The organism is Acetivibrio saccincola (assembly GCF_002844395.1).
GTDB classification, from domain to species: domain Bacteria; phylum Bacillota; class Clostridia; order Acetivibrionales; family Acetivibrionaceae; genus Herbivorax; species Herbivorax saccincola.
In genome coordinates this window covers 3,175,148-3,198,006 of the sequence record NZ_CP025197.1, presented here as the reverse complement: position 1 = coordinate 3,198,006, position 22,859 = coordinate 3,175,148, and the positions used below count along the sequence as shown (strand labels likewise).

Annotated in this window: 18 protein-coding genes and 6 tRNA genes; 22 read left to right on the top strand and 2 right to left on the bottom strand. The window is 35.0% G+C overall.

Annotated elements, in window-relative coordinates:
• The first annotated feature begins 212 nt into the window (after positions 1-212).
• The 14 genes from hslO to HVS_RS14245 all read left to right on the top strand — a co-directional run bounded on the left by hslO (position 213) and on the right by HVS_RS14245 (position 8,348).
• Positions 213-1,091, top strand: coding sequence for an Hsp33 family molecular chaperone HslO (gene hslO / locus HVS_RS14305; RefSeq protein ID WP_101303409.1), 879 nt, complete (start codon positions 213-215; stop codon positions 1,089-1,091).
• Between the two features lie 155 nt (positions 1,092-1,246).
• A tRNA-Val gene (locus HVS_RS14300) sits at positions 1,247-1,322 on the top strand.
• 5 nt (positions 1,323-1,327) lie between these two features.
• A tRNA-Asp gene (locus HVS_RS14295) sits at positions 1,328-1,404 on the top strand.
• 4 nt (positions 1,405-1,408) lie between these two features.
• Positions 1,409-1,484 (top strand) — tRNA-Phe (locus tag HVS_RS14290).
• Between the two features lie 46 nt (positions 1,485-1,530).
• Positions 1,531-1,605 (top strand) — tRNA-Gly (locus tag HVS_RS14285).
• 56 nt (positions 1,606-1,661) lie between these two features.
• Positions 1,662-1,736, top strand: a tRNA-Cys gene (locus tag HVS_RS14280).
• Between the two features lie 349 nt (positions 1,737-2,085).
• On the top strand, positions 2,086-3,018 hold the full coding sequence (locus HVS_RS14275) for a GGDEF domain-containing response regulator (protein ID WP_101303407.1): 933 nt from the start codon (positions 2,086-2,088) through the stop codon (positions 3,016-3,018).
• Positions 3,019-3,021: 3 nt separating this feature from the next.
• Positions 3,022-3,891 (top strand): hypothetical protein, encoded by an 870-nt coding sequence (locus tag HVS_RS14270; protein WP_101303405.1) that lies wholly within the window; start codon positions 3,022-3,024, stop codon positions 3,889-3,891.
• A gap of 65 nt (positions 3,892-3,956) precedes the next feature.
• On the top strand, positions 3,957-4,970 hold the full coding sequence (locus HVS_RS14265) for a peptide ABC transporter substrate-binding protein (protein WP_159063467.1): 1,014 nt from the start codon (positions 3,957-3,959) through the stop codon (positions 4,968-4,970).
• 35 nt (positions 4,971-5,005) lie between these two features.
• Positions 5,006-5,170: a hypothetical protein gene (locus tag HVS_RS16620; RefSeq protein ID WP_159063466.1), complete on the top strand. Its 165-nt coding sequence runs from the start codon at positions 5,006-5,008 to the stop codon at positions 5,168-5,170.
• Between the two features lie 231 nt (positions 5,171-5,401).
• Positions 5,402-6,262, top strand: a complete 861-nt coding sequence (locus HVS_RS14260) for a dockerin type I repeat-containing protein (RefSeq protein WP_101303401.1) — start codon at positions 5,402-5,404, stop codon at positions 6,260-6,262.
• A 182-nt stretch (positions 6,263-6,444) separates the two neighbouring features.
• Positions 6,445-6,714 carry an ArsR/SmtB family transcription factor gene (locus tag HVS_RS14255; RefSeq protein ID WP_101303399.1) on the top strand — a complete coding sequence of 90 codons (270 nt, stop codon included), beginning with the start codon at positions 6,445-6,447 and terminating at the stop codon, positions 6,712-6,714.
• A 24-nt stretch (positions 6,715-6,738) separates the two neighbouring features.
• Positions 6,739-7,425 carry a deoxyribose-phosphate aldolase gene (deoC, locus tag HVS_RS14250; protein ID WP_202861482.1) on the top strand — a complete coding sequence of 229 codons (687 nt, stop codon included), beginning with the start codon at positions 6,739-6,741 and terminating at the stop codon, positions 7,423-7,425.
• A gap of 83 nt (positions 7,426-7,508) precedes the next feature.
• The gene (locus HVS_RS14245) at positions 7,509-8,348 is read left to right on the top strand and encodes a GerMN domain-containing protein (protein WP_101303397.1); all 840 of its coding nucleotides are present in this window, start codon (positions 7,509-7,511) and stop codon (positions 8,346-8,348) included.
• A gap of 70 nt (positions 8,349-8,418) precedes the next feature.
• On the opposite strand, the gene HVS_RS14240 is transcribed toward HVS_RS14245, so the two are convergent.
• Positions 8,419-8,494: transfer RNA gene (locus tag HVS_RS14240), tRNA-Lys, on the bottom strand.
• A 184-nt stretch (positions 8,495-8,678) separates the two neighbouring features.
• On the opposite strand from HVS_RS14240, the gene HVS_RS14235 reads away from it, so the two are divergent.
• From HVS_RS14235 to HVS_RS14200, 7 genes are all read left to right on the top strand, one after another.
• Positions 8,679-10,421, top strand: a complete 1,743-nt coding sequence (locus tag HVS_RS14235) for a proline--tRNA ligase (RefSeq protein ID WP_101303395.1) — start codon at positions 8,679-8,681, stop codon at positions 10,419-10,421.
• A gap of 124 nt (positions 10,422-10,545) precedes the next feature.
• On the top strand, positions 10,546-11,370 hold the full coding sequence (locus HVS_RS14230; protein WP_101303393.1) for a CAP domain-containing protein: 825 nt from the start codon (positions 10,546-10,548) through the stop codon (positions 11,368-11,370).
• Positions 11,371-11,568: 198 nt separating this feature from the next.
• Positions 11,569-12,951 carry an ISLre2 family transposase gene (locus HVS_RS14225; RefSeq protein ID WP_101298771.1) on the top strand — a complete coding sequence of 461 codons (1,383 nt, stop codon included), beginning with the start codon at positions 11,569-11,571 and terminating at the stop codon, positions 12,949-12,951.
• Positions 12,952-13,730: 779 nt separating this feature from the next.
• Complete coding sequence (locus HVS_RS14220) at positions 13,731-15,326, top strand: CTP synthase (protein ID WP_101303391.1); 1,596 nt, start codon at positions 13,731-13,733, stop codon at positions 15,324-15,326.
• A 297-nt stretch (positions 15,327-15,623) separates the two neighbouring features.
• A complete protein-coding gene (gene spoIIR, locus HVS_RS14215; RefSeq protein ID WP_101303390.1) occupies positions 15,624-16,313 on the top strand; it encodes a stage II sporulation protein R in 690 nt (229 codons plus the stop codon).
• A 149-nt stretch (positions 16,314-16,462) separates the two neighbouring features.
• Positions 16,463-17,155, top strand: coding sequence for an MgtC/SapB family protein (locus HVS_RS14210; protein ID WP_101303389.1), 693 nt, complete (start codon positions 16,463-16,465; stop codon positions 17,153-17,155).
• A gap of 1,153 nt (positions 17,156-18,308) precedes the next feature.
• Positions 18,309-19,766, top strand: a complete 1,458-nt coding sequence (locus HVS_RS14200; RefSeq protein ID WP_101303387.1) for an aminotransferase class I/II-fold pyridoxal phosphate-dependent enzyme — start codon at positions 18,309-18,311, stop codon at positions 19,764-19,766.
• 8 nt (positions 19,767-19,774) lie between these two features.
• Here HVS_RS14200 and ytaF read toward each other — a convergent pair whose 3' ends face one another.
• Positions 19,775-20,431: a sporulation membrane protein YtaF gene (ytaF, locus tag HVS_RS14195; RefSeq protein ID WP_101303385.1), complete on the bottom strand. Its 657-nt coding sequence runs from the start codon at positions 20,429-20,431 to the stop codon at positions 19,775-19,777.
• 470 nt (positions 20,432-20,901) lie between these two features.
• On the opposite strand from ytaF, the gene hcp reads away from it, so the two are divergent.
• Complete coding sequence (gene hcp, locus HVS_RS14190; RefSeq protein WP_101303383.1) at positions 20,902-22,530, top strand: hydroxylamine reductase; 1,629 nt, start codon at positions 20,902-20,904, stop codon at positions 22,528-22,530.
• Positions 22,531-22,859 lie beyond the last annotated feature (329 nt).

Below are 22,859 nucleotides of genomic sequence, written 5' to 3'. Positions count from 1 at the left end.
AAAAGAGATAGCCTAAACCACCCCGGTATAAAAATACCGGGGTTTTTCAATTGCCTTTTTTCTAGACAAATTTCCTATACAAACGGGTAATTTTATTATATAATTGTTTTTTGGGAAGATTATAAGAATGATGAATTATAAAAATAATAGATTTTAAGATTAACAGATTGATAGCTTTATAAGGTTGATTGTTTATAAGGTGGGATAAATATATGAAAGATTATCTTGTAAGGGCGACTGCAGAAGAAGGAAAAGTAAGGACAGTTGCAGCAGTGACTACCAATTTGGTAAAGCATGCCCAGAAAATTCATGGACTTTCCCCCCTGGCATCTGTTGCGTTAGGGCGAACTCTTACTGCCGGGGTTTTAATGTCGGTATTTTTAAAGTCGCCTAAAAACACACAGACAATACAAATTAAAGGTGACGGACCTTTAGGCGGGATTGTTGTGGTTTCTGATTCTGAGGCAAATGTAAGGGGATATGTGCATAATCCATTGGTATACCTTCCTTTAAACAGTGAAGGAAAATTTGACGTAGCAGGAGCCATTGGCAAAGGCTATTTAAATGTGATTAAGGATTTGGGGCTAAAAGAGCCTTATGTAGGTTATGTGGACCTGATATCAGGAGAAATTGCTGAAGATATAGCATACTATTATGCCTATTCAGAACAAATTCCTACAATTGTAGCTTTAGGTGTTCTGACCAGTGCAGATAAAATTATAGAAACAGCAGGAGGATTTATTATCCAGTTAATGCCTGATGCTGGTGAGGAGACCATCAACTTTCTTGAAGAAAAAATCAAAAACCTGTCTTCAGTTACAGGCTTATTGAAAGATGGTAAAACCCCGGAAGATATACTTGATATGATATTTTCTGAAAGGAACTTAAAAATCGGGGAAAAAGCACCTTGCAATTATAAATGCAACTGTTCAAGGGAGCGTATGTATAGAAATATAATCAGTCTTGGAAAAGAAGAAATAAAGAATATATTAAAGGAACAAAGTGAAATAGAGGCACAGTGCCATTTTTGTGATATGAAATATCAGTTTCAGGAGTCAGATTTAAGGGAAATAATTGGAGAGGAAAGTTAATATCCGAAATTATTTAAAATAATGAAATAGTGAGAATTGTAAAGAATATAAGAGAAAGAAGAACATAAATTTAAAAAGATAGGGTTTAGGGTGTTGACTTTATTAAATAATTTTTGTATACTATCTATTGTCGCTTAAATAACTTACAAGCACGGGGGCGCTTAGCTCAGCTGGGAGAGCACCTGCCTTACAAGCAGGGGGTCATAGGTTCGAGCCCTGTAGCGCCCACCATATGCGGCCTGGTAGTTCAGCTGGTTAGAATGCCAGCCTGTCACGCTGGAGGTCGAGGGTTCGAGTCCCTTCCAGGTCGCCAATGTGCCCAGATAGCTCAGTCGGTAGAGCAGTGGACTGAAAATCCTCGTGTCGGTGGTTCGATTCCGCCTCTGGGCACCAACTTTTTTTGAACACATAAGAAAGTTTGTTCTAAATGACAAAGTATGCGGGTTTAACTCAGTGGTAGAGTGTCACCTTGCCAAGGTGAAAGTCGCGAGTTCGAATCTCGTAACCCGCTCCACAAAAATTCTAAGGATATCAGTATTTTATAAAGCTGGTATCCTGTGTTTAATATATGGCGCCATAGCCAAGTGGTAAGGCCGAGGTCTGCAAAACCTCTATTCCCCAGTTCGAATCTGGGTGGCGCCTCCAAAGGAAAAAAGGCTGTTGCACTAAAAAGTGTACAGCTTTTTTTGTCTGTAGAGTATAATTTATACATTAAAAAGTCTTTCTTGCATCCTTAGGCTCAAGCTTTATTTCTTATGCAGTCTATTTACCTTTTCTATTTTTTACTTTTCAAATATATCTTTTTGATATATAATGGGCAATGTAAGGTTATTTTTTCATATTCTTTTTCCGATATTTATGTTAGTATGATTATAAATAATTTTCAAAACATTTGTATTTAATATTGTAGTTAAAAGGCATTATTTTGTAATTTATAAAGTAAGGATTAAAGAAATGAAATATATAAAATAAACTTCGATAGGAGTTTTTTGTAATGTTTAAAAAAAAGATATTAATAATTGAAGATACTGAGTTTATGAAAAAATTGATTTCTGATGTATTGAAAGAAGCAGGCTATGAGGTGGTAACTGCTTCTAGTGGTGAAGAGGGTCTTCAAAAGGTAAGGGAGGAAAAGCCGGATCTTGTTTTATTAGATGTGGTTATGCCCGGCATGGACGGCTTTGAAGTTTGCAGAATCTTAAGGGAAGATGAAAGTAACAATCTCATGCCCATTATAATGCTTACAGCCCAGGAGAATGAAGACCATAAACTTGAAGGGCTGGAGCTCGGAGCGGATGATTACATAATAAAACCCTTCAATAGCAGGGAATTGGTAAGCAGGGTCAGAAATACATTAAAACGCATAGACAGAAACAGGTTGGCAAATCCCTTGACGGGACTTAGAGGAAATATCGAAATCCAGGTGGAAATCAATCAGAGAATTGCCAAAAAAGAAGTGTTTGCAGTTATTTATGGAGACCTGGATAATTTTAAATCATACAATGATGTATATGGATTTGCAAGTGGTGACAGGGCTATAAAGTTAACGGCAGATGTATTGATAGATGCCACTAACACATTTGGCAACAGCAGGGACTTTATTGGTCACATTGGTGGGGACGATTTTGTTATAATAACCACACCTGACAAAGTGGATGCAATTTGTGAAAACATCATAAAGACTTTTGATATAAAAATTAAAGAATTATATTGTAAAGAGGATGTTGACAGAGGTTACATTGTAACTAGCAACAGACAAGGTCAAATTATGAAGTTCCCGCTGGTATCTATATCTTTATCAGTTGTCACCAACGAAGAGAGGGAACTTATAAGTCATTTACAGATAGCTGAAATAGCTGCAGAATTAAAGAAAAAGGCAAAGGCAATGCAGGGAAGTGTATATGTAAAAGATAGAAGAAGGGGATAGAATTTGGACAGGGAAAAATTATTGTTTGAAAGCTATAACAGGGCAATAGAAAAAGGTTTTGACAGACTTTTTAACAACACTGCTCCTGAAAAAATTTTAAAAATAAAGGAAAAGGATATAACGGCTTTTTTAGACGAAGAGCTAAAGGAATGGCAAAACACAGAGCTGGATATTTTAGGAGGAATTACTCCTAAAAAATATTTTGATGGCATAGATAATTTAGATGATTTAATTGAACTATTTAAAAAGGCATCTAAGATATGCGATGTGGATGTGCCTGAAGTCCTCATACAGAGATTAAAATGCTATGGTGAGGACTTTGTAGACCAATTGATAAAACTGGCTTCTTTAGCCTCTTCAATAGAAGATGATGAAGAAATGCTTGTGCCGTTAATGGCCATAAGGTTTCTTGGAAGGTTGAAGGCACAAAGATCTGCTGATATGCTACTAGATCTTTTATATGATGTAAATTCTGAAAATGAAGCTATAATTGAGGAAATAAACGAAGCCATAATAAATATTGGAGATGCTGGTGTAGACGGGATATTAAACAAACTAAGAAGTGCAGAAAAGATTAAAGATATTGAAGAGTACCTTTTGTACTCATTGGTTCAAATAGGTGCAAACATGCGCAAAAAAACTGATTATGATGACGTATATGCATGCATTAAAGAGACATTTATAAAAATGGACGATAAAATTATAGGTGCCATTTGCATCGGGGATTTAGGAGATGGAAGGGCAATACCTTTTTTAAGAGGTTACGTTGAAAAAAATATGGATTCAATAGACTACGATGTATTTTGTGAGATTAAAGCAGCAGTTCATAAATTAGGCGGAAATATGGACGACATAAAATTCAAGAATCAGTGAGTAAGCATCCTGAGTTGCTAATTAAGGACTTAATGTCATTAATTAGATTAAGGAGGCAGCTTTCTATGAAGCAAAGTATGTACCATTTGTTGTTGTCTATTCTTTTAATTTCCTTTAGCGTTTTACCAACCGGATGCAGAAGTGTAGATGCTATTTCCAATGAAATAGTTATATGCTTAAACGGCGAGCCTCAAACCACCGACCCTCAATTGGCATGTGATACTCCTTCTGTCAGGGTGGTTAATGCCATATTTGAAGGGCTGGTAAGACTAGATGAAAAGGGCAATCCTGTTCCCGGGGCAGCAGAGTCATGGGAAGTAAGTGCTGACAAGTTGACATATACCTTTTACATTAGAGAAGATGCAAAGTGGTGGAACGGAGCAGACGTTACTGCACATCATTTCAGGGACGGCTGGCTCAGGGCAATTGAGCCGCTCCTGGAATACCATGAAGTTTCCCCTATGAGGCATCTTTTGTTTTGTATAGAAGGTGCATTGGAATATGCACAAGGGAAGGGAACAAAAGAAGATGTAGCTATTTTGGCAGTTAATGAAAAAACATTGTCAGTTAAATTAAAAAATCCAACCCCGTATTTCTTAGAACTTATATCCAATAGCGTTTTTATGCCTTTATACACTGAATTTTACGAAAAACAGCATATCAACTCATCAAATATAACCACATATGGTCAAGAAGCCAAAACCATTATGGGAAACGGGCCTTTTAAAATATCTTCATGGGATCATTATCAGGAGATTGTACTGGAAAAAAACTATTCTTATTGGAATTTTGAAAACATCCGTTTGGAGAAAGTTAATTTCAAAATAATAACTGATAACTGGACAGCTTTTGCCGCATTTAAAGCTGGGGAAATAGATGTTGTAGACATAACAAATGAGATACAAAAGGAAGAGCTAAAAAACGGCAAGGCTTTTTTGGGAAGTTACTATTCAGGACATACCCTGTATATATCCATAAATAATGAAGATGATATACTGAAAAACAGGAATATAAGAAAGGCTCTGGCCTGCTCCCTAGACCGGAAGGCAATAGTAATGAGAAATTTGATAGAATTTTAGATGAAGCAGCCAGCCAGGAGGATGAAAAGAAAAGAATGGATTTACTCATTGAGGCTGAACAAATACTTATAGAGGATATGCCGGTGGTACCGGTTTACTATTTATGTCTTGACTATGCCATAAACCCAAAATATAAGGGCTTGGCAAGGGGGAAAACCCCCATTCAGGACATGGATTTATACTGGACTTACATTGAATAGCACCATAATAGCGTCATGAAATTTAGTTTTTATCCGAATATCTAATAATAGAAGGAAAATACAAAAGTGATGGTGTAAAAAAGCATATGAAAAAGTATGTTAAAATATTATGTAAGCAAAATATCGTGTAAAAAATATGCCAAAAAATATTGCTGTAAATAAATATAAACAAACAAAAAAGTATATAAAAGCATAAAGTACATAAAAGCGTAAAATTTCAAAAAGGTGGTAATGGAAAGAAAAAATATAATAGGAAGGGAAATGGGTGCTATGAAAAAGAAATCATTAATTATGCTTGCTATTGTTTTCTTACTTATTACTACATGCTTTGCATGCTTTGTATATTCAGAACAGTTTATGTATGGCGATGTTGACGGAAACGGCATGGTTAATTCTGCTGATTATGCTTTGGTGCAAAGATATATAATGGGCATTGAGGATTCTTTTTCATATCGGTATGGAATAGAAGCAGCAGATGTAAGTGGTGACGGTTTAATTGATTCAAATGACTCTGCCCTTCTGATAAGATATGTATTGGATGTTATATCAGAGTTTCCGGCATCTCAAAAGCCAACACCTATGCCAACACCTACACCAAAGCAAACAGGAAATGTTACATATACAATTGTGAAGGCACAAAACCCAACACAAGACCAGTTGGATGCATACAGAAGAATAGAACAGGCTATGGAAACAGCAGTATATTATTATAATACCTATACTACAATAACAAAACACATTACCGTTTTATATGAACCGTCAGTTCCAACGGCTGACGGAAATATAAACGGCACAATACGGTTTGGAAATAAAAGCTATATGAATCATGTTACTGCAATGCATGAAATTGCACATACAGTGGGAGTGGGAACTTCCGGTGCATGGCGGAATTTAATAGTAAATGGTGTCTATGTAGGGAAACACGCAACAGAAGAACTTAGAGCCATTACAGGAGACAGCAATGCGGTTTTAAAAGGCGACGGTCAGCATTTCTGGCCATATGGTTTAAACTATGTACATGAAGCAGAATCAGAAGAAGACCTTATAAATCACTGCAGGATAGTAAATGCAATGAAAAAAGACGGTATTTAAATTTACAAAGTATTTAATTTGTAAATGCCGCTATAGTTGCCATTACATTATGAACGCCATTTTAAGTACATTGTAGATTTTAAGTACTTTATAGATGTCATTATAAAATTTATTTTTATAGTACAAAATTATGAAAACAATATTATAAAATTAAGATATATAAATAATAGGAGGAGGACTGCATGGAAGATGCAAAAATATATGAGCAGAAGGCTGAAAAAATAAAAGCTTTAGCTCATCCACACAGATTGTGCATTGTAAAAGGATTAATAAATAAAAAATGCAATGTTACAAAAATACAAGAATGTTTAAATCTACCTCAATCAACAGTGTCCCAACATCTTGCAAAACTCAAGGCAGCAGGTATAATTGAAGGTAAAAGAAATGGTCTTGAGATTTGTTATTCTGTAGTAGATAAAGACATCATAAATATAATTTCAGTGTTATTTTAAAACCATGTTGGGAGGAAAAGAAAATTGAATATAAAAAATATTGTGGCTTCAGCCATTGATCATGCTGTACTAAAACCTGAGGTTACCGATTTCCATCTTGAAAGGGAAATAAATTCTGTTAAAAAGTATAATATAGCCAGTGTTTGCGTTAAACCATGTCATGTAAAATTAGCCGCTGATATTTTAAAAGGTTCAAAAATACTGGTAAGTACAGTTATAGGGTTTCCTCACGGCACTACAACCACTAAGTGTAAAGTTGCCGAATCTATAGAGGCAATAGAAAATGGTGCTAAGGAACTTGACATGGTTATTAATATAGGTAAATTAATTTCAGGAGACTATGAATATGTAAAAAAGGATATAAGCGAAGTTGTAAAATGTGCCCACAAGAGAAATGTTATAGTAAAGGTAATTATAGAAACTGCCCTTTTAAATGATGAGCAAAAGGTACAGGCATGTAAAATTGCTGAGGAAGCCGGGGCTGATTTTGTTAAGACTTCTACAGGTTTTAACGGCAAGGGGGCTGAATTAAGTGATATAGCCCTTATGAAAGATGCTGTTAGTTCAAAGGTAAAAATAAAGGCCTCCGGAGGCATTAAAACATTAGAGCAGGCTGCAAAATTTATAGATGCAGGATGCTCAAGGCTTGGTACAAGTTCTACAGTTGCTATTTTAGAAGATGGTTTAGCTGATACAGATACTGCTTATTGACGGTAGGAGGAAAAAGAAGAATACCTAAGGTACAACCGGCATAAAAATAATTTATAAAGAATATATAGTGAGGTGGCCGGTTGATGAAAAAACAGTTGTGTATTATATTTCTATGTATTATGATAATAACATTTATAGCAGGTATGGCAGGGTGTTCCCCCAAACGGGGCAATCCGGAGGATGAAGATTTATCCCCTGCCAGCAGCATTTCATTAAGTGAAGAAGAAGCAAGGCAAATATCGGATAAAGTTCCGATAAATCTTTATTTTGCCAATGAGGATTATACAAAGTTAAAGCTAGAGATTAGGTACATAACTATTAGTGAAGCAAAAAAGAGTGTAAATCACTTAGCAGAGATTATAGTCAATGAACTGATAAAGGGGCCTAAAGTTAAGGAGTTAAGGTCTGCTATACCACCTGAAACCAAGCTTAATTCAAAGATAGAAATAGATGGTGATGTTGCAATTGTGGATTTTAACAGTGAGTTTAGGGATAAGCATCCGGAAGACAAGGCAAAAGAAAAGATGACTATTTATTCCATTGTAAATTCCCTAACTGAGCTGAAAGAAATAGATAAGGTACAGTTTTTAATTGAAGGGGAAAAGGTTAAAGAGTTTAAAGGCAATTTCAGGTTTAACAATGCCTTTCCAAGAACCACTTCAATTATATCAATGGATACCCCTTCTATAGAAACTATAAAAACCCAGGAAGAATCTGAGGAGGAAAAGGACCGGGAAGATAAAGATAAAGAAAAAGACCGGGAAAGAGATGATAAAGACGGGGACAAAAGAGAAAAAGATGAAAAAGACAAGGATAGAAAAGATGCTGAAGATAGTGACTACATAATGGAAGAGGAAGATGTTTTTTCAGATACGATAGATGAAGATGTATTTTTTGAAATAATAGAAGGTGAAGAGTTTTAATAATTTATAAAAATAGAAACAAAAAAACAAAACCTGGTAAGTTGCATGGATTACCAGGTTTTGTCATTTTTGGTGCGCCATCAGGGACTCGAACCCTGGACTCCCTGATTAAGAGTCAGGTGCTCTACCAGCTGAGCTAATGGCACATTCACCAATCAACAAAATAATTATACTACTTTGTTTTTAATTTGTCTAGTATAATTTTTGAGAGTTTTTTTATTTTATGAGAGTTTTTTATTTCAGGCTTTACTTAAAAAACAAAACAAATATATAATATAGTTATGGTTGAGTTGGCTGTGTTAATTATGATAATTTTTAGGAGGTATAAAGATGAGAGTATCTAATATGTTTATTCCAACGTTAAGAGAAGTTCCTGCAGAAGCTGAGATAGACAGTCATAAGCTTATGTTAAGGGCTGGATTGATGAGAAAAATAGCATCGGGGGTTTATTCCTTTTTACCCTTAGGATACAGGACATTTAGAAAAATAGAGCAAATTGTAAGGGAAGAAATGGACAGGGCAGGCGCCCAGGAACTTATTATGTCTGCACTTTTGCCGGCAGAAGTGTACCAGGCATCAGGAAGATGGGAAGTATTTGGTGCTGAAATGTTTAGATTAAAAGACAGAAATGACAGGGAATTTTGTCTTGGACCTACCCATGAAGAAGTTTTCACCGAGACAGTTAAAAATGAAATAAGATCCTATAGAGCCCTTCCCCTTACTCTTTATCAAATCCAAACAAAGTACAGGGATGAAAGAAGACCAAGGTTTGGGGTAATGAGATCCCGTGAATTTGTAATGAAGGACGCATATAGTTTTGACAGGGATGAAGCAGGACTTGATATATCATATCAAAAGATGTATGAGGCATATTGCAGGATATTTGACCGCTGTGGCTTAAACTATATTGTCGTTGATGCAGACACAGGTGCTATGGGAGGTTCCGGTTCACAGGAATTTATGGTAAAATCCTCTGTTGGTGAGTCAGGTATCGCTTATTGTGAGGCTTGCGGATATGCTGCCAATGATGAAAAGGCGGAGTGTATAAGTGACAGCTGCTGTGATACAAGCTGCTGTAGTGAAAGCGGACAAGACTGCTGCAGTGAAGAACTGGAGCTTACAAAAGTTGCAACACCTGATGTAAAAACTATCGAAGAACTTACAGAATTTTTTAAATGCAGTCCGAAGGAATTTGCAAAAACCCTTATATATAAAGCTGATGACAAAATAGTAGCTGCTATGGTAAGAGGGGATAGGGAGCTTAATGAAACAAAACTTCAAAATCTTCTAAACTGTATAGAGCTTGAAATGGCGGATCCAGAGACAGTTCAAAAGGTTACAGGGGCAGATGTGGGATTTGCCGGACCTATCGGGCTTGATATAGAAATCATAATTGATAATGAAGTTGCAAATATGAAAAACTTTATTGTAGGGGCTAATGAATCTGGTTTCCACTATAAAAATGTAAATATAGAAAGGGATTTTAAAGCTTCTATGGTAAAGGATATCAGGACTATATGTGAAGGAGACAAATGCCCTAAATGCGGTGCGCCTGTAAAAGTTGAACTGGGTATTGAGGTAGGTCACATATTTAAGCTTGGAACTAAATATTCAGATGCTTTACACTGTGTTTATTTAGATGAAAACGGAAAAGAAAACCCTATGGTTATGGGATGTTACGGAATAGGAATAAACAGGACAATGGCAGCAATAATTGAACAAAACAACGATGAAAACGGTATAGTCTGGCCTATGTCTGTAGCTCCTTATCATGTCATAATTATACCGGTAAACACAAAGGATGATTCACAGGCGGCACTTGCAGAAAAGATATATTCAGACCTTTTAGAATCAGGTGTTGAGGTAATGATTGATGACAGGGATGAAAGGGCAGGAGTAAAATTCAAAGACGCTGACCTTATTGGTATACCAATTAGAATTACAGTGGGCAAAAAAGCAAGTGAAGGAATTGTAGAATATAAATTGAGAAAAGATTCTGAAGTTATAGAATTAAAAGCGGAAGAAGCTGTAGAAAAAGCTAAGTCTGAAGTTTACCAGACTAAGGTTGTGTAAAAATATTTTTTTATGCCGTGGAAATGTAAATAATTCATGCAATTTTGTCAATACTATTATCAACTGTAACTATTATAAAATAATTTAATTTGTAAACCTAATTTTAAGAGTTGGAGGGATTGTTATGAGTAGGAAAATTGTCTTGTTAGTTGCGGTGATGGTAGTATTGACAGGGGTGTTGGGTTTTATGAGAAACAATGCTCAGGAAGCCACTGCCGTATCGCAATTTGAAAGAATTGATTTTGAAGAAGGAATTGTAACAGCATCAAATTTAAATTTACGTCAGGGGGCGTCTACGGAATATCCAGTTGTAACAGTACTTGAAAATGGAAGGAAAGTACAGATTTTTGGAAGGCTTTCTGACTGGTTTACCGTGTACGACCCTGAAACAGGATATGTAGGGGCGGTGTCGGCAAATTATATACGCAGGGTTGAAGCACCTGAAGATTCAACACCTGAAGAGACCAAGACTCCGGAAGACAAAGAGACTGTATCAGACGGTGATGAAGTTGAAGTTTTAAATCCTGAACAAAATGAGATGGAGACTGCCTCTGAACTAAAAGGCATAACTGAAGAAGAACAGCTTTTATTAAACTTAATTAACAAAGAGAGGGAAGAGGCAGGAGTTGAACCGCTGAAAATAGACATGAAATTAATGGAAGTAACAAGGCTTAAAGCCAAGGAAATGGTTGAAAAAAATTATTTTTCTCATCAGTCCCCCACATATGGCTCTCCATTTGATATGATGAGGAAATACCATATTGATTTTAGTTCTGCAGGTGAAAATATAGCCGGCAACCGTACAATAGAAGGAGCAGTTAAAGCATGGATGAAATCTGAGGGGCATAGAAAAAACATATTAAATGAAAAATTCGGGTATACAGGAATAGGGATAGTTGACAGTCCAACATATGGAAAGATAATTGTACAGCATTTTGTAGGGAAGTAAAATGCATAAAGTTAGTTTAAAAAGGCCTATATGGGGTAAGCATTAATTCTCCGTATGGGCCTTTTAAAATTTAATCAGAGAATATTTTTACATAGTGTAAAATAATTGTAGGACATTTTAAGGATAAAAAAACAAGAGATCCTCACTTTTTGATACAATAGAATCACCATCAAAAACCTTTGAAAAGGAGGATCTCTTGTGAATACTATTGTAATACAAAACTGCAAAAATTTCATCCATAAAATCATGAATTTCATGAGCGAACCTAATGCTAAGAAACTAGAAGAACTGGAAACTGGACTAGAGACCATCACCTTTGACTTCATACTAAATATGATGAAAATCTACGTGGAAAACCTTGATAAGGAGATAAAAGCCGATAAGAAATGGCGAAGAAAAAACGGCATTGTAGTAGAGCGAAATAGTGATAAACGAGAAATCTTTACAAAGTTCGGAGTGCTCACATACCACAGGACCTACTTTTACGATAAGAAAAATGATACATATATATACCTAGTCGATACAGTCTTAGGAATAGACCCCTATGATAGAATATCAACAGCGGTAGCAGCTGACATGGTAGAATACTCCGGCGATAACTCCTACGCTAAAAGCAGTCAATATACAACCGGTGGCCTGATAAGTCGGCAAACAGTAATGAACAAAACGAGAAAACTAAAGGAAGAAAAACTAAAGATGGAAGCTGAAGGGCCAAAGCGCAAAATGCAGGTTATACACATAGATGCCGATGAAGACCATGTTGCTCTGCAGAATGGCAAAAACGCCATAGTTCCACTGATTACCATATACGAAGGCACAAAAAGAATAGGAAAACGGGGAAAATGTATAAATCCCTACCACATACATGGATACGGTCAAAATCCTGAAGAAACATGGTTAAAAGTTGCCAACTACATTTATGACAGATATGACATAGACTATTTAAAGCGCATCTATATTCACGGAGATGGTGCCCTTTGGATAAAAACCGGCCAAGAATGGTTACCCAAATCCAAAATGGTCCTAGACAAATATCACCTAAACAAAGCCATCCTCAAAGCTACAGCAGGTCAAGAGCAATACAGAAAATCAATATACAGAAGTATTTACGAAGGCAATTGGATTGAATTTTGTAAACTAGTAACAGAGCTTAAGCATGGTGTTCAAAGCCCTAAAAAGCGAGAGAGAATACATGAATTTAGAACCTACATAAAAAACAACTGGGAAGCCATCACTATATACAAAGAAGAAGGAGTAAGTGGCAGCTGCACAGAGGGTCATATTAGCCATATATTATCCAGCCGTTTTAGTTCTCGACCTATGGGCTGGAGCAAGAAAGGTCTAAAAACCATAGCAGATATAAGAATCTATTGCCAAAACGGTGGGAAGATAACTCCAAATCATTTTACAAAAGTAAATTTACAATACAAGATAAAAAAAGAAACCATAAAAAAGGGCAAAGAAGTATTTAGTAAAACTACACATGAGAAATTAAACAACATACCCGCTTTTAACATGGGTAAAAAAACTCCAATATCAACAATTTTAAAGGGCATACAACGCAGCGGGTATGTGATATAGCCCGTTGTATCAAAAAGATGGGGATACCTTTAAGTTTAATTATCCTACAACAAATTGACACTATCATATTTTTATATTGTATTGACAGTGTTTTTCATTAAATGTATAATTATTAATAAGAAGTTTCAGATATATTAAAAGTTGCAATTATTTTTAATAAAAAGTTATCCTGTGCTTTTCAAGTGGTATAAATTTTGTATCTTTAAGTTTTAAAATGAGTTTAATGTCTTTGTTTTTAATGTATGTTCGTTATTTGATGTATATTCATTAGATGTAATTAATTTAATAAATGTAATTAATTTAATAAATTTAGAAAGGAGAAGCTGTTAAGTTAGCAGTCCAAGGTTCCTGATATTTTGATTTTAATATTGTTATTTGTTTAACGTTTTTATGAATGTTAGTGGGAGAAAGGTTTTTTTAAGGAAAAGTACTTTAACTTAGCTAGGCAAAAAATCCGGGTTGTAAAAATTAGAAAGGTATAGAAAAGGTTTAGGGGAGAAAATATAGTAAGATTTGTGGAGAGAAAAGTTTGCAAACTAAAAAAAGAATTTAAAAAGGACTTTGGGCTGCTAAATTAGCAGCTTTTTCTATGAAATTTTATCTAAAAAGCTTACCGGTATAAAGGACGGTTTTAATATATTGAGGTATTGACACATAATGATGTGAAATATAAAATATAGACATGCCATTTAAAATTATAATAATTGATAATAAATATATTTGAGTCCATCAGCCGATTATGTGTCGGCTGAAGTTTTGTTTTATTGGAGGATAAAATAATGTCAGTTAAGTATATTTTTGTAACAGGTGGAGTGGTTTCAGGTCTTGGTAAAGGCATAACTGCTGCGTCGCTGGGACGTCTTTTAAAAGCAAGAGGTCTTAAAGTTACTATTCAAAAGTTTGACCCGTATATTAATGTTGACCCTGGAAATATGAGCCCTTATCAGCATGGAGAGGTTTTTGTAACAGATGACGGTGCAGAAACTGACTTGGATATAGGGCATTATGAGAGGTTTATTGATGAAAATCTCAGCAAAAACAGTAATGTTGCTACCGGGAGAATATACTGGTCTGTTATAAATAAAGAAAGAAAAGGTGAATACCTAGGGAGAACTGTACAGGTAATCCCCCATATAACAAATGAAATAAAAGAGAGAATGTACCGTGTAGGAAAATCCAATAAGACAGATGTGGTTATAACTGAGATAGGTGGAACGGTGGGGGATATTGAAAGCTTGCCTTTTCTTGAAGCCATAAGGCAGGTGGCAACAGAGGTTGGCAGGGAGAATGCCATGTACATACATGTCACCCTTGTACCATACCTTAAAAAGCCGGGAGAATTAAAGACAAAGCCGACACAGCATAGTGTTAAGGAACTTAGAAGCATAGGCATTCAGCCTGATGTAATTGTTTGCAGGACAGAAAAAGAGTTGACTCAGGATATGAAAGACAAAATTAGTCTTTTTTGCAATATACCAAGTGAGGGAGTAGTACAAAATTTAGATGCAGAGACCCTCTATGAAGTTCCTCTGATGCTTGAAAAAGAAGGACTGGCATCAATTGTATGTAAGCGGCTGAATTTAAAATGCCAAGAGCCTGATTTGGAAGAATGGCGTCAAATGGTATATAAACAAAAGAATTTAAGTAAAAATGTAACCGTTGCGCTGGTAGGAAAATATGTGGAGCTGTCTGACGCATACCTTAGTGTTGTTGAGGCATTAAAGCACGGGGGAATTGCAAATGATGCAGAGGTTAATATAAAGTGGGTTGATTCTGAACAGGTTTTTGAAAACAATGTGGAAGAAATTTTAAAAGATACAGATGCAATATTGGTACCGGGAGGATTTGGTGACAGAGGGATAGAAGGGAAAATATTTGCTGCAAAATATGCCAGGGAAAACAAAAAGCCTTATTTAGGGATATGCCTTGGAATGCAAATGGCTGTCATTGAATTTGCCAGGAATGTGGTGGGTTTAAAGGAGGCAAATAGTATTGAGTTTGATCCCCAGACCCCTTATCCGGTTATTGATCTTATGCCGGAACAAAAGGACATAGATGAAAAAACTGGAACAATGCGCTTAGGTCTTTACCCTTGTAAGATTGCCAAGGATTCAAAGGTTTTTGAAGTATATAAAGAAGAACTTATTTATGAAAGACACAGGCATAGATATGAGCTAAACAATGAATACAGGGAAGTATTGGTATCTAATGGAATGATGTTAACGGGACTGTCTCCTAGTGAAAAACTGGTTGAAATTATTGAGATAAAGGATCATCCCTGGTTTATAGGGGTACAGTTTCATCCGGAGTTTAAGTCAAGACCAAACAGGCCGCATCCTCTTTTTAAAGATTTTATAAAGGCAGCGCTTGGCTAATTGCTGAATTGATACTGCATATATTAAAATGCATTAAACACAATATAGTCAGAAAAAAATAGTCGGGTCATTTAGTACCTCAGACTATTTTTTTTGTGTCAAAAAAAATTGATAAAAGTCCTGAATATAGATTCATATGAAAAAAATCTTATGTATAGTATAAAATCTTTTAAACTTGTAAACAATTATACTAAGTAATTAAAGTTTGTACTGTAAATTTAAGTTGCGTGAAATGATATTAAACAAATTTTAAGTGAAAATTTTTATAAAAAAATATAAACCTGAGGGGGAATTATTATGGTTAAAAAATTTAAAATTCTATCTATAATTTTATTATTAAGCTTTATAGCAGCCGGAATAATTTTAAAATCTGATTCTAAAAGTGCAAAAAGTGAATTGGCAGACAATTTAATCAGGCTCCATGTTGTGGCAAACAGTGATTCACCGGAAGACCAGGAACTAAAAAATCTTGTAAAAGATGAAATAATAAAATACATGAAGGATGAATTAAAGGGTGTCAGGGATATAAATAAATCAAGGGAAATAATTAATAATAATTTAAAATATATAAAAAGCATTGCAGAAGATGAAATTAAAAGGCAAGGAAAAAATTACAATGTAAATGTATCACTGGGATATTATCCATTTCCAACCAAGGTATACAGTGACATTAGTCTTCCTGCCGGGGTTTACCAGGCACTGAGAGTTTCTATAGGAGAGGGTACTGGAGAAAACTGGTGGTGTGTGTTATTCCCGCCTCTGTGCTTTGTAGACGCAACTCACGGTGTTGTCTCAGAGAGCTTTAAGGAAGACTTAGAAGAGATTGTAGAAAATGATAAAGACCGGTATTATATTTTTGCTTCAGAAAAATCAGATGCCAAGGAAATATCCATTGAGTTTAAATTTAAATTTGTGGAAGTTTTAAAAGACTCAAAGGAAAAAGTTGGTGGAATGGTTAGCAGGATTTTTAATAAGACCAGTAGCTAAAAAAGCTAAAAAGCGGATATATCTTCCTCCTGAATATTATATTAAAGGGCGGATATCTTTATAAAAAGAATTCCGTCCTTTTTGTATTTGATTTTATAAATGTGCTATAATTATAGCGAAAGGCATAACGAGGAGGCGGTTTTGTAAAAATGAAGGAAGTAATATTTGCAGTATTCAACAGCTTTTCTTTTACTGTATTAATAAGAGTATTGTTAGCAGGTTTTTTAGGAGGAATTATAGGCTATGAGAGAGAAAGCGTAAACCGTCCCGCAGGATTCAGGACACACATATTGGTGTGTGTGGGATCGGCTCTTGTAATGTGTACATCCCAATTTATATTCAAAGAGTACAATTCTTTTGTTAATGTTGACCCGGCACGTTTAGGTGCACAGGTTATAAGCGGAATAGGTTTTTTAGGTGCAGGAACAATAATCCGTGATGGTATAAGTGTAAGAGGGCTTACCACTGCAGCAAGCTTGTGGGCGGTTTCATGCGTGGGAATTGCTGCAGGGATTGGTTTTTATGAGGGGGCAATAATTGCCACAGCAATTATTTATATTACATTAATTTTACTAAAGAGAATGGAGTCCTGGTTTACAAAGAGAAAGCGCCTAAGCATCATTCACATAACGACTAAAAACATGCCGGGACAAATAGGGACTATAGGATTTGTTTTAGGGAAGCACAATGTAGCAATAAAGAATATTGAATTTATAAACAGTGAACATGATGAGCAGGTTGTAGTTAAGTTTTTAATTAAAATACCTGGTGATGTAAAAAAAGAGTCGATAATTAGTGACCTTCAGGAAATAAAAGGGGTTAAAGAAGTACATGAGGAGTAGGGTATGATTACCAGGGAGTAAATTAAATGATTCATATGAAAGTGCTGTAAGACAGTACTGTAAAACAAAATGCTTATAATTATCTTCTGTTTATCATAATGTTATCATAATGAAAAGCTTAATATGTTTTTAGAAAAATTATTATCACGTTAAATAAACCTAATGCTAAACAAACCTAATATTATAGGCTATAAAACTAAAATTAGTTTAAATATGCAATATAAATTGATGTATTTAATATTTTTATGAAAAACTTCATGTTGATTGAATCGGCTAAGAGAATATAAAGGACCTTTCAAAGAAAAAATATTTTATAGATTACTGAAGATTATATAAGTAGTATTAACTTGACAGACACTAACATATATTATCTAAGTCATAAATTATCTATTATATAAACAAAACAGGATGTGTTTAGTTTTTATTATCCAAAAATTGGAGGATAATTAGATATACTTATTTAAAAAAAGGTGTATTTTTTGTATAAATTGATGAAGATATTACAGGAATGATTCACTATTGTCCATTGCTACCTGACAAATCTAATATGAAGACCATTAAAAAATAGTATATTTGAAGAATTTGATGGTAATAGTTATTTTATCAGGGTACAATATAATGTTGCCAGGGTGGTCCAGTTAAAATAATTCAAATATTGTGCATCCAAAGGGACAAAGATGCAAGTAACCAGCATGGCAGCCACTGCCATTGCAAGAACCGTTTGTTGCTTTAAAAACTGTATTATGTAGGAAGTGCAATTGTTTTAAAAATACCGCCTTTCTTTATATTTCGTTAATGATGATACGACAGTTTTGTTGATATCTGCATATATATTGCTTTTCATAAATTCCTCTTTCTTTCCCGTTGATATTCACAAGTAAAAATTATAGCAGGTTGCATTAAAAAATCAATTGCTTTTTACTTTATATTTTTTTTCAAAATTTTTGTCCTATAGTTTTTACAGCCGGCAATAAGCAAGAATCGGTTTCATTGATATCCGTCGGAATATCGGCTGTATTTTTGGCGATTGGCAGGTTAAATAAAAGAAAATTTTAGTTGACTTTTGATTTTTAATAATCTATAATTCTTATATTGTTTTGGGGAGACTTATACATTTTGACTGCAAATATATTGTAAGAGAGAGGAATAAAAAGTGAAAAGGTTGACTCAATCTAAAACCCCGCTTTTTGATGCGGTTAAAAAACATGTTGAAAGCAATGTAGTGCCCTTTCATGTCCCGGCTCATAAAAAAGGGGAAGGGCTAAAGGAGTTTAGGGAGTATATAGGGGAACGTGCCCTTGAAATGGACTTAAACGGCATGGAGGATCTTGACTTTGCAAATAACCCCACCGGCCCTATCTATGAAGCGGAAAAGCTTCTTGCCCAGGCGTTTGGGGCTCAGCATGCATTTTTTTTGGTTAACGGTACAACTGCCGGAGTCCAGGCCATGATAATGAGTGCATGTGAGCCGGGGGATAAAATTATAATTCCAAGAAATGCCCATAGATCCACTATAGGCGGAATAATACTAAGTGGGGTAGTTCCGGTTTATTTGCAGCCTGAGATTAATGAGAGTTTAGGAATTGCCATGGGAATAGACGAGAAGAGCCTTAAAAATGCAATAAAAGAAAATCCCCACGCTAAAGCAGTATTTTTAATTAACCCCACGTATTATGGGGTGGTTTCAGATTTGAAATCTTTAGTAAGAATAGCCCACAGGCATGAGATGGCGGTTTTGGTGGATGAAGCTCACGGTGCCCACATGTGTTTTCATGATGACTTTCCACTGACTGCTATGGAAGTGGGAGCGGATATGAGTGCTGCCAGTCTCCATAAAACTGGTGGTTCAATGACCCAGAGTTCGGCGCTGTTTTTAAGGGGAAGCATGATCTCTCCTGAAAAAACAAAAGAAGTGCTAAACCTGACATATACTACAAGTGCATCCTACCTTTTGATGAGTTCTTTGGATGTGGCGAGAAAGCAGTTGGCCACTGAAGGAAGTGAACTTTTAGAAAATGCTCTAAATCTTGCCAGAATGGCGAGGGAAGAAATAAACAAAATTGATGGTCTTTATGCATTTGGAAAAGAACTAATTGGCACCCCGGGTGTCTATGATTTTGACGAAACCAAGCTTGGAATAAACGTTTCAAGGCTAGGATATACAGGATATGAAATGGAAGCCAAACTTAGAAAAGAGTACAATATACAAATAGAACTTTCAGACATGTGCAATATTTTAGCTATTATAAGCATTGGTGATACTGAAGAAAGCGTTACAGCACTAATTAATGCTTTAAAAGATATAGCATCTAAATCTGAGGTAAGGGAATATAAAAGTCCTGCAATTATCTTACAAAACCCAAAAATGATAGTATCACCAAGGGATGCATTTTACAGTCCTAAGAAAAAGGTGCCTTTAGAAAAGTCTGTAGGAGAGATAGCAGGTGAAATGGTTATGGCTTATCCTCCGGGCATACCTGTTATTTGCATGGGTGAGAGAATTACACAGGACATAGTGGATTATATAAAGTTATTAAAAGAGCAAAAATGCCAGATGCAGGGAACGGCAGACCCCTATATAAATCATATAATGGTGCTGGGTTCTGATTAAAAGACAAATCAATTAAAGCAATTTATAAAAGCAAGGGCTATTAGCAGTAATCCTGGCATTACGGCCATTGCTTTTTTATTTACCTTTTCAATTAAAGTAAATTTTTCACCTAAGTAAGTTCCTGCATATAAAAAGGCAAATTGAAAAATTCCTGCAGCAAAAGGTATAAAAACAGAATAAAATCCAGTGAGGGAAACTCCCAGCGTAACTCCAATAGCATCAACTGATAAAGCAAGACCTAAAAGCACCGACTCTATAAATTCTATTTTACCTGATTTGTCAATATCGCCTTCTATAGGATTTTTAATTACTTTAACGGTTATTCCAAGGGATTTAATTGCTATTTTAGCAAGGGTTTTTTCTTCATTTATATAGCTGCATAGTGAATTCTGCCGGTTATCTTTTTTTATCAGTGCCTGAATAATAATTAAAGTACCCATTCCAAATAAAATTGTTATTCCGATGATTTTTGATATATTTTGTGGTAAAAAGGATGCTAAGTATTTACCGCCTATTAATGCTATACCAGCATAAAATATAGAAAAAAAACATATAATTATTTTAGAAAGTATGGGAATTTTAATTTTTCTTACACCGTAGGAAAGCCCGACACCAAAGGCATCTAAGCTTAATGAAATTGCCAGGAGAACAACAGAAAAGGTCATACAATCACCTTAAATCCACATAAAGAGTTTAATATCCTTTGGTATTATATGAATTTGGACTTGAAAAGGTTATAATGTGTTTCTGTATATGTTTTATGACATCAATTCCTTTTAAAAACCTGCCATATCTAATATGCTGCAAACTAAAGATTTCGTTCTTTTTATTAATTAATATTTACAATATGACGATAAAGAGAAAAAGAACATATCAATGTTTAAAAAGTATAGAATTTCTAAGTACTAAATAAAAACCTATATACCATAACCTATGTACCATAAAACAAAATCCATTATTTCATAAAAATCATTTATAAATTTTTACGGTTTGTTGCAATTGCAATGGACTATAAATATGATAAAAGGATAAAATAAGTTTAACATAAATTCAGCATAAATTTAGATTAAGTGCCCGGTTAGTGATTTATATCGCTGAAAATAACCATAAATTACTTTACAAGGAGGAAAGTGTTATGACTATGTTTTGTTTTCAATGTCAAGAGGCAGCAGGTGGAAGAGGTTGTACAATACGCGGGGTATGTGGAAAAAATGAAGGTGTTGCAAAACTCCAGGATCTTTTAATTTATACGCTAAAGGGGATATCAGATGTAGTTGTAAAGGGAAAAATTAAAAAAGATGAGCTTGAAAGTTTAAATCCTGAGATGTTTAGCAGTCTTTTTATGACCATTACCAATGCAAATTTCGATGCCGACGCTATTGAAAATCAAATTAAAAAAATGATTTCTGTAAGAGACCGGTTGAAAGAAAAAGCAGAAGCAGTTGATTTTCATGATGCAGCAACTTTCCAGGTAAATTCGAGGGAAGAAATGCTGGAAAAAGCAGGTACCATAGGTGTGCTTGCTACAGAAAATGAAGATATCCGTTCCTTAAGGGAAATGATTATATATGGGATTAAGGGTATGGCAGCTTATGCAGAACATGCAAAAAACATTGGGAAAGAGGACCCTGAAGTAAGCAATTTTATCTATGAAGCACTGGCAGCTACCCTTGATGATTCCCTGACTGTTGACCAGCTTGTTTCACTTACATTAAAGACAGGGGAACACGGTGTTAAAGTTATGGCTCTTTTAGATGAAGCCAATACTTCTAAGTACGGTAATCCTGAAATTACAGAAGTAAATATCGGAGTGAGAAACAACCCGGCAATTTTAGTTTCCGGACACGACCTGACTGACTTAGAACAGCTGTTAGAGCAGACAAAGGGTACAGGGGTAGATGTATATACCCACGGTGAAATGCTTCCGGCTCACTACTATCCTTACTTTAAAAAATATGATAATTTTGTAGGGAACTATGGAAATTCATGGTGGAAACAGCTTAGTGAATTTGAAACCTTTAACGGACCTATATTATTTACAACAAACTGTATTGTACCGCCAAGAAATGAAGATGTGAGAAAGAGAATATTCACCACAGGTTCTTCAGGTTATCCCGGATGTAAGCATATAGAAGCTGATGAAAATGGTAAGAAGGATTTTTCAGAAATTATAGAGCTTGCCAAAACTCTCCCGGCACCTGCTGAAATAGAAAGTGGAAGTATTGTAGGAGGATTTGCCCACAATCAGGTGATGGCATTGGCGGACAAGGTAGTGGATGCTGTTAAATCCGGAGCTATAAAAAAATTCTTTGTTATGGCAGGGTGTGACGGCAGAATGAAATCCAGGGAATACTACACGGAGTTTGCTAAAAAACTTCCAAGTGATACCGTTATACTCACTGCAGGCTGTGCTAAATACCGCTACAACAAGTTAAACTTAGGTGATATAGGTGGTATTCCAAGGGTGCTTGATGCAGGTCAGTGTAATGACTCTTATTCTTTGGCTGTAATTGCATTAAAGCTGAAAGAAGTGTTTGGACTGGACGATATTAACAAACTGCCTATTGCTTATAATATTGCATGGTATGAGCAAAAAGCCGTAATTGTACTTTTAGCCCTTCTATACCTGGGAGTGAAAAACATCCACCTTGGACCTACTTTGCCAAGCTTCTTATCACCAAATGTAGCCAAAGTTTTGGTAAAAGAATTTGGTATATCAGGTATTGGCACAGTTGAAGAAGATATTGAAGCATTTATGGGATGAAAAATATAAAAACCGGTATAATAAAGAGAATGGAGCAAGAGGAGATATTATCTCCTCTTTTTATATTGTTTTTTTATTGTATAAAGATAATTTCTTATTATGTTTTAAAAAAGTATCCTCAAAAATAATTTTTCCTAGAATCTTTATTATATTATAAGGGAGTATATTATTTTTGCACTTGTACAGCATCCCAACTTTAAGAAGTAAAAAAACTTACTCTCCGTTATTTTAAAAAAATATTAACAAAATATTTTTTATAAAAATTATGATTATTAAAAGTCAATTACTGCGAAATATATAAATGCCGTAGTATTGTGATTAAAATTTTA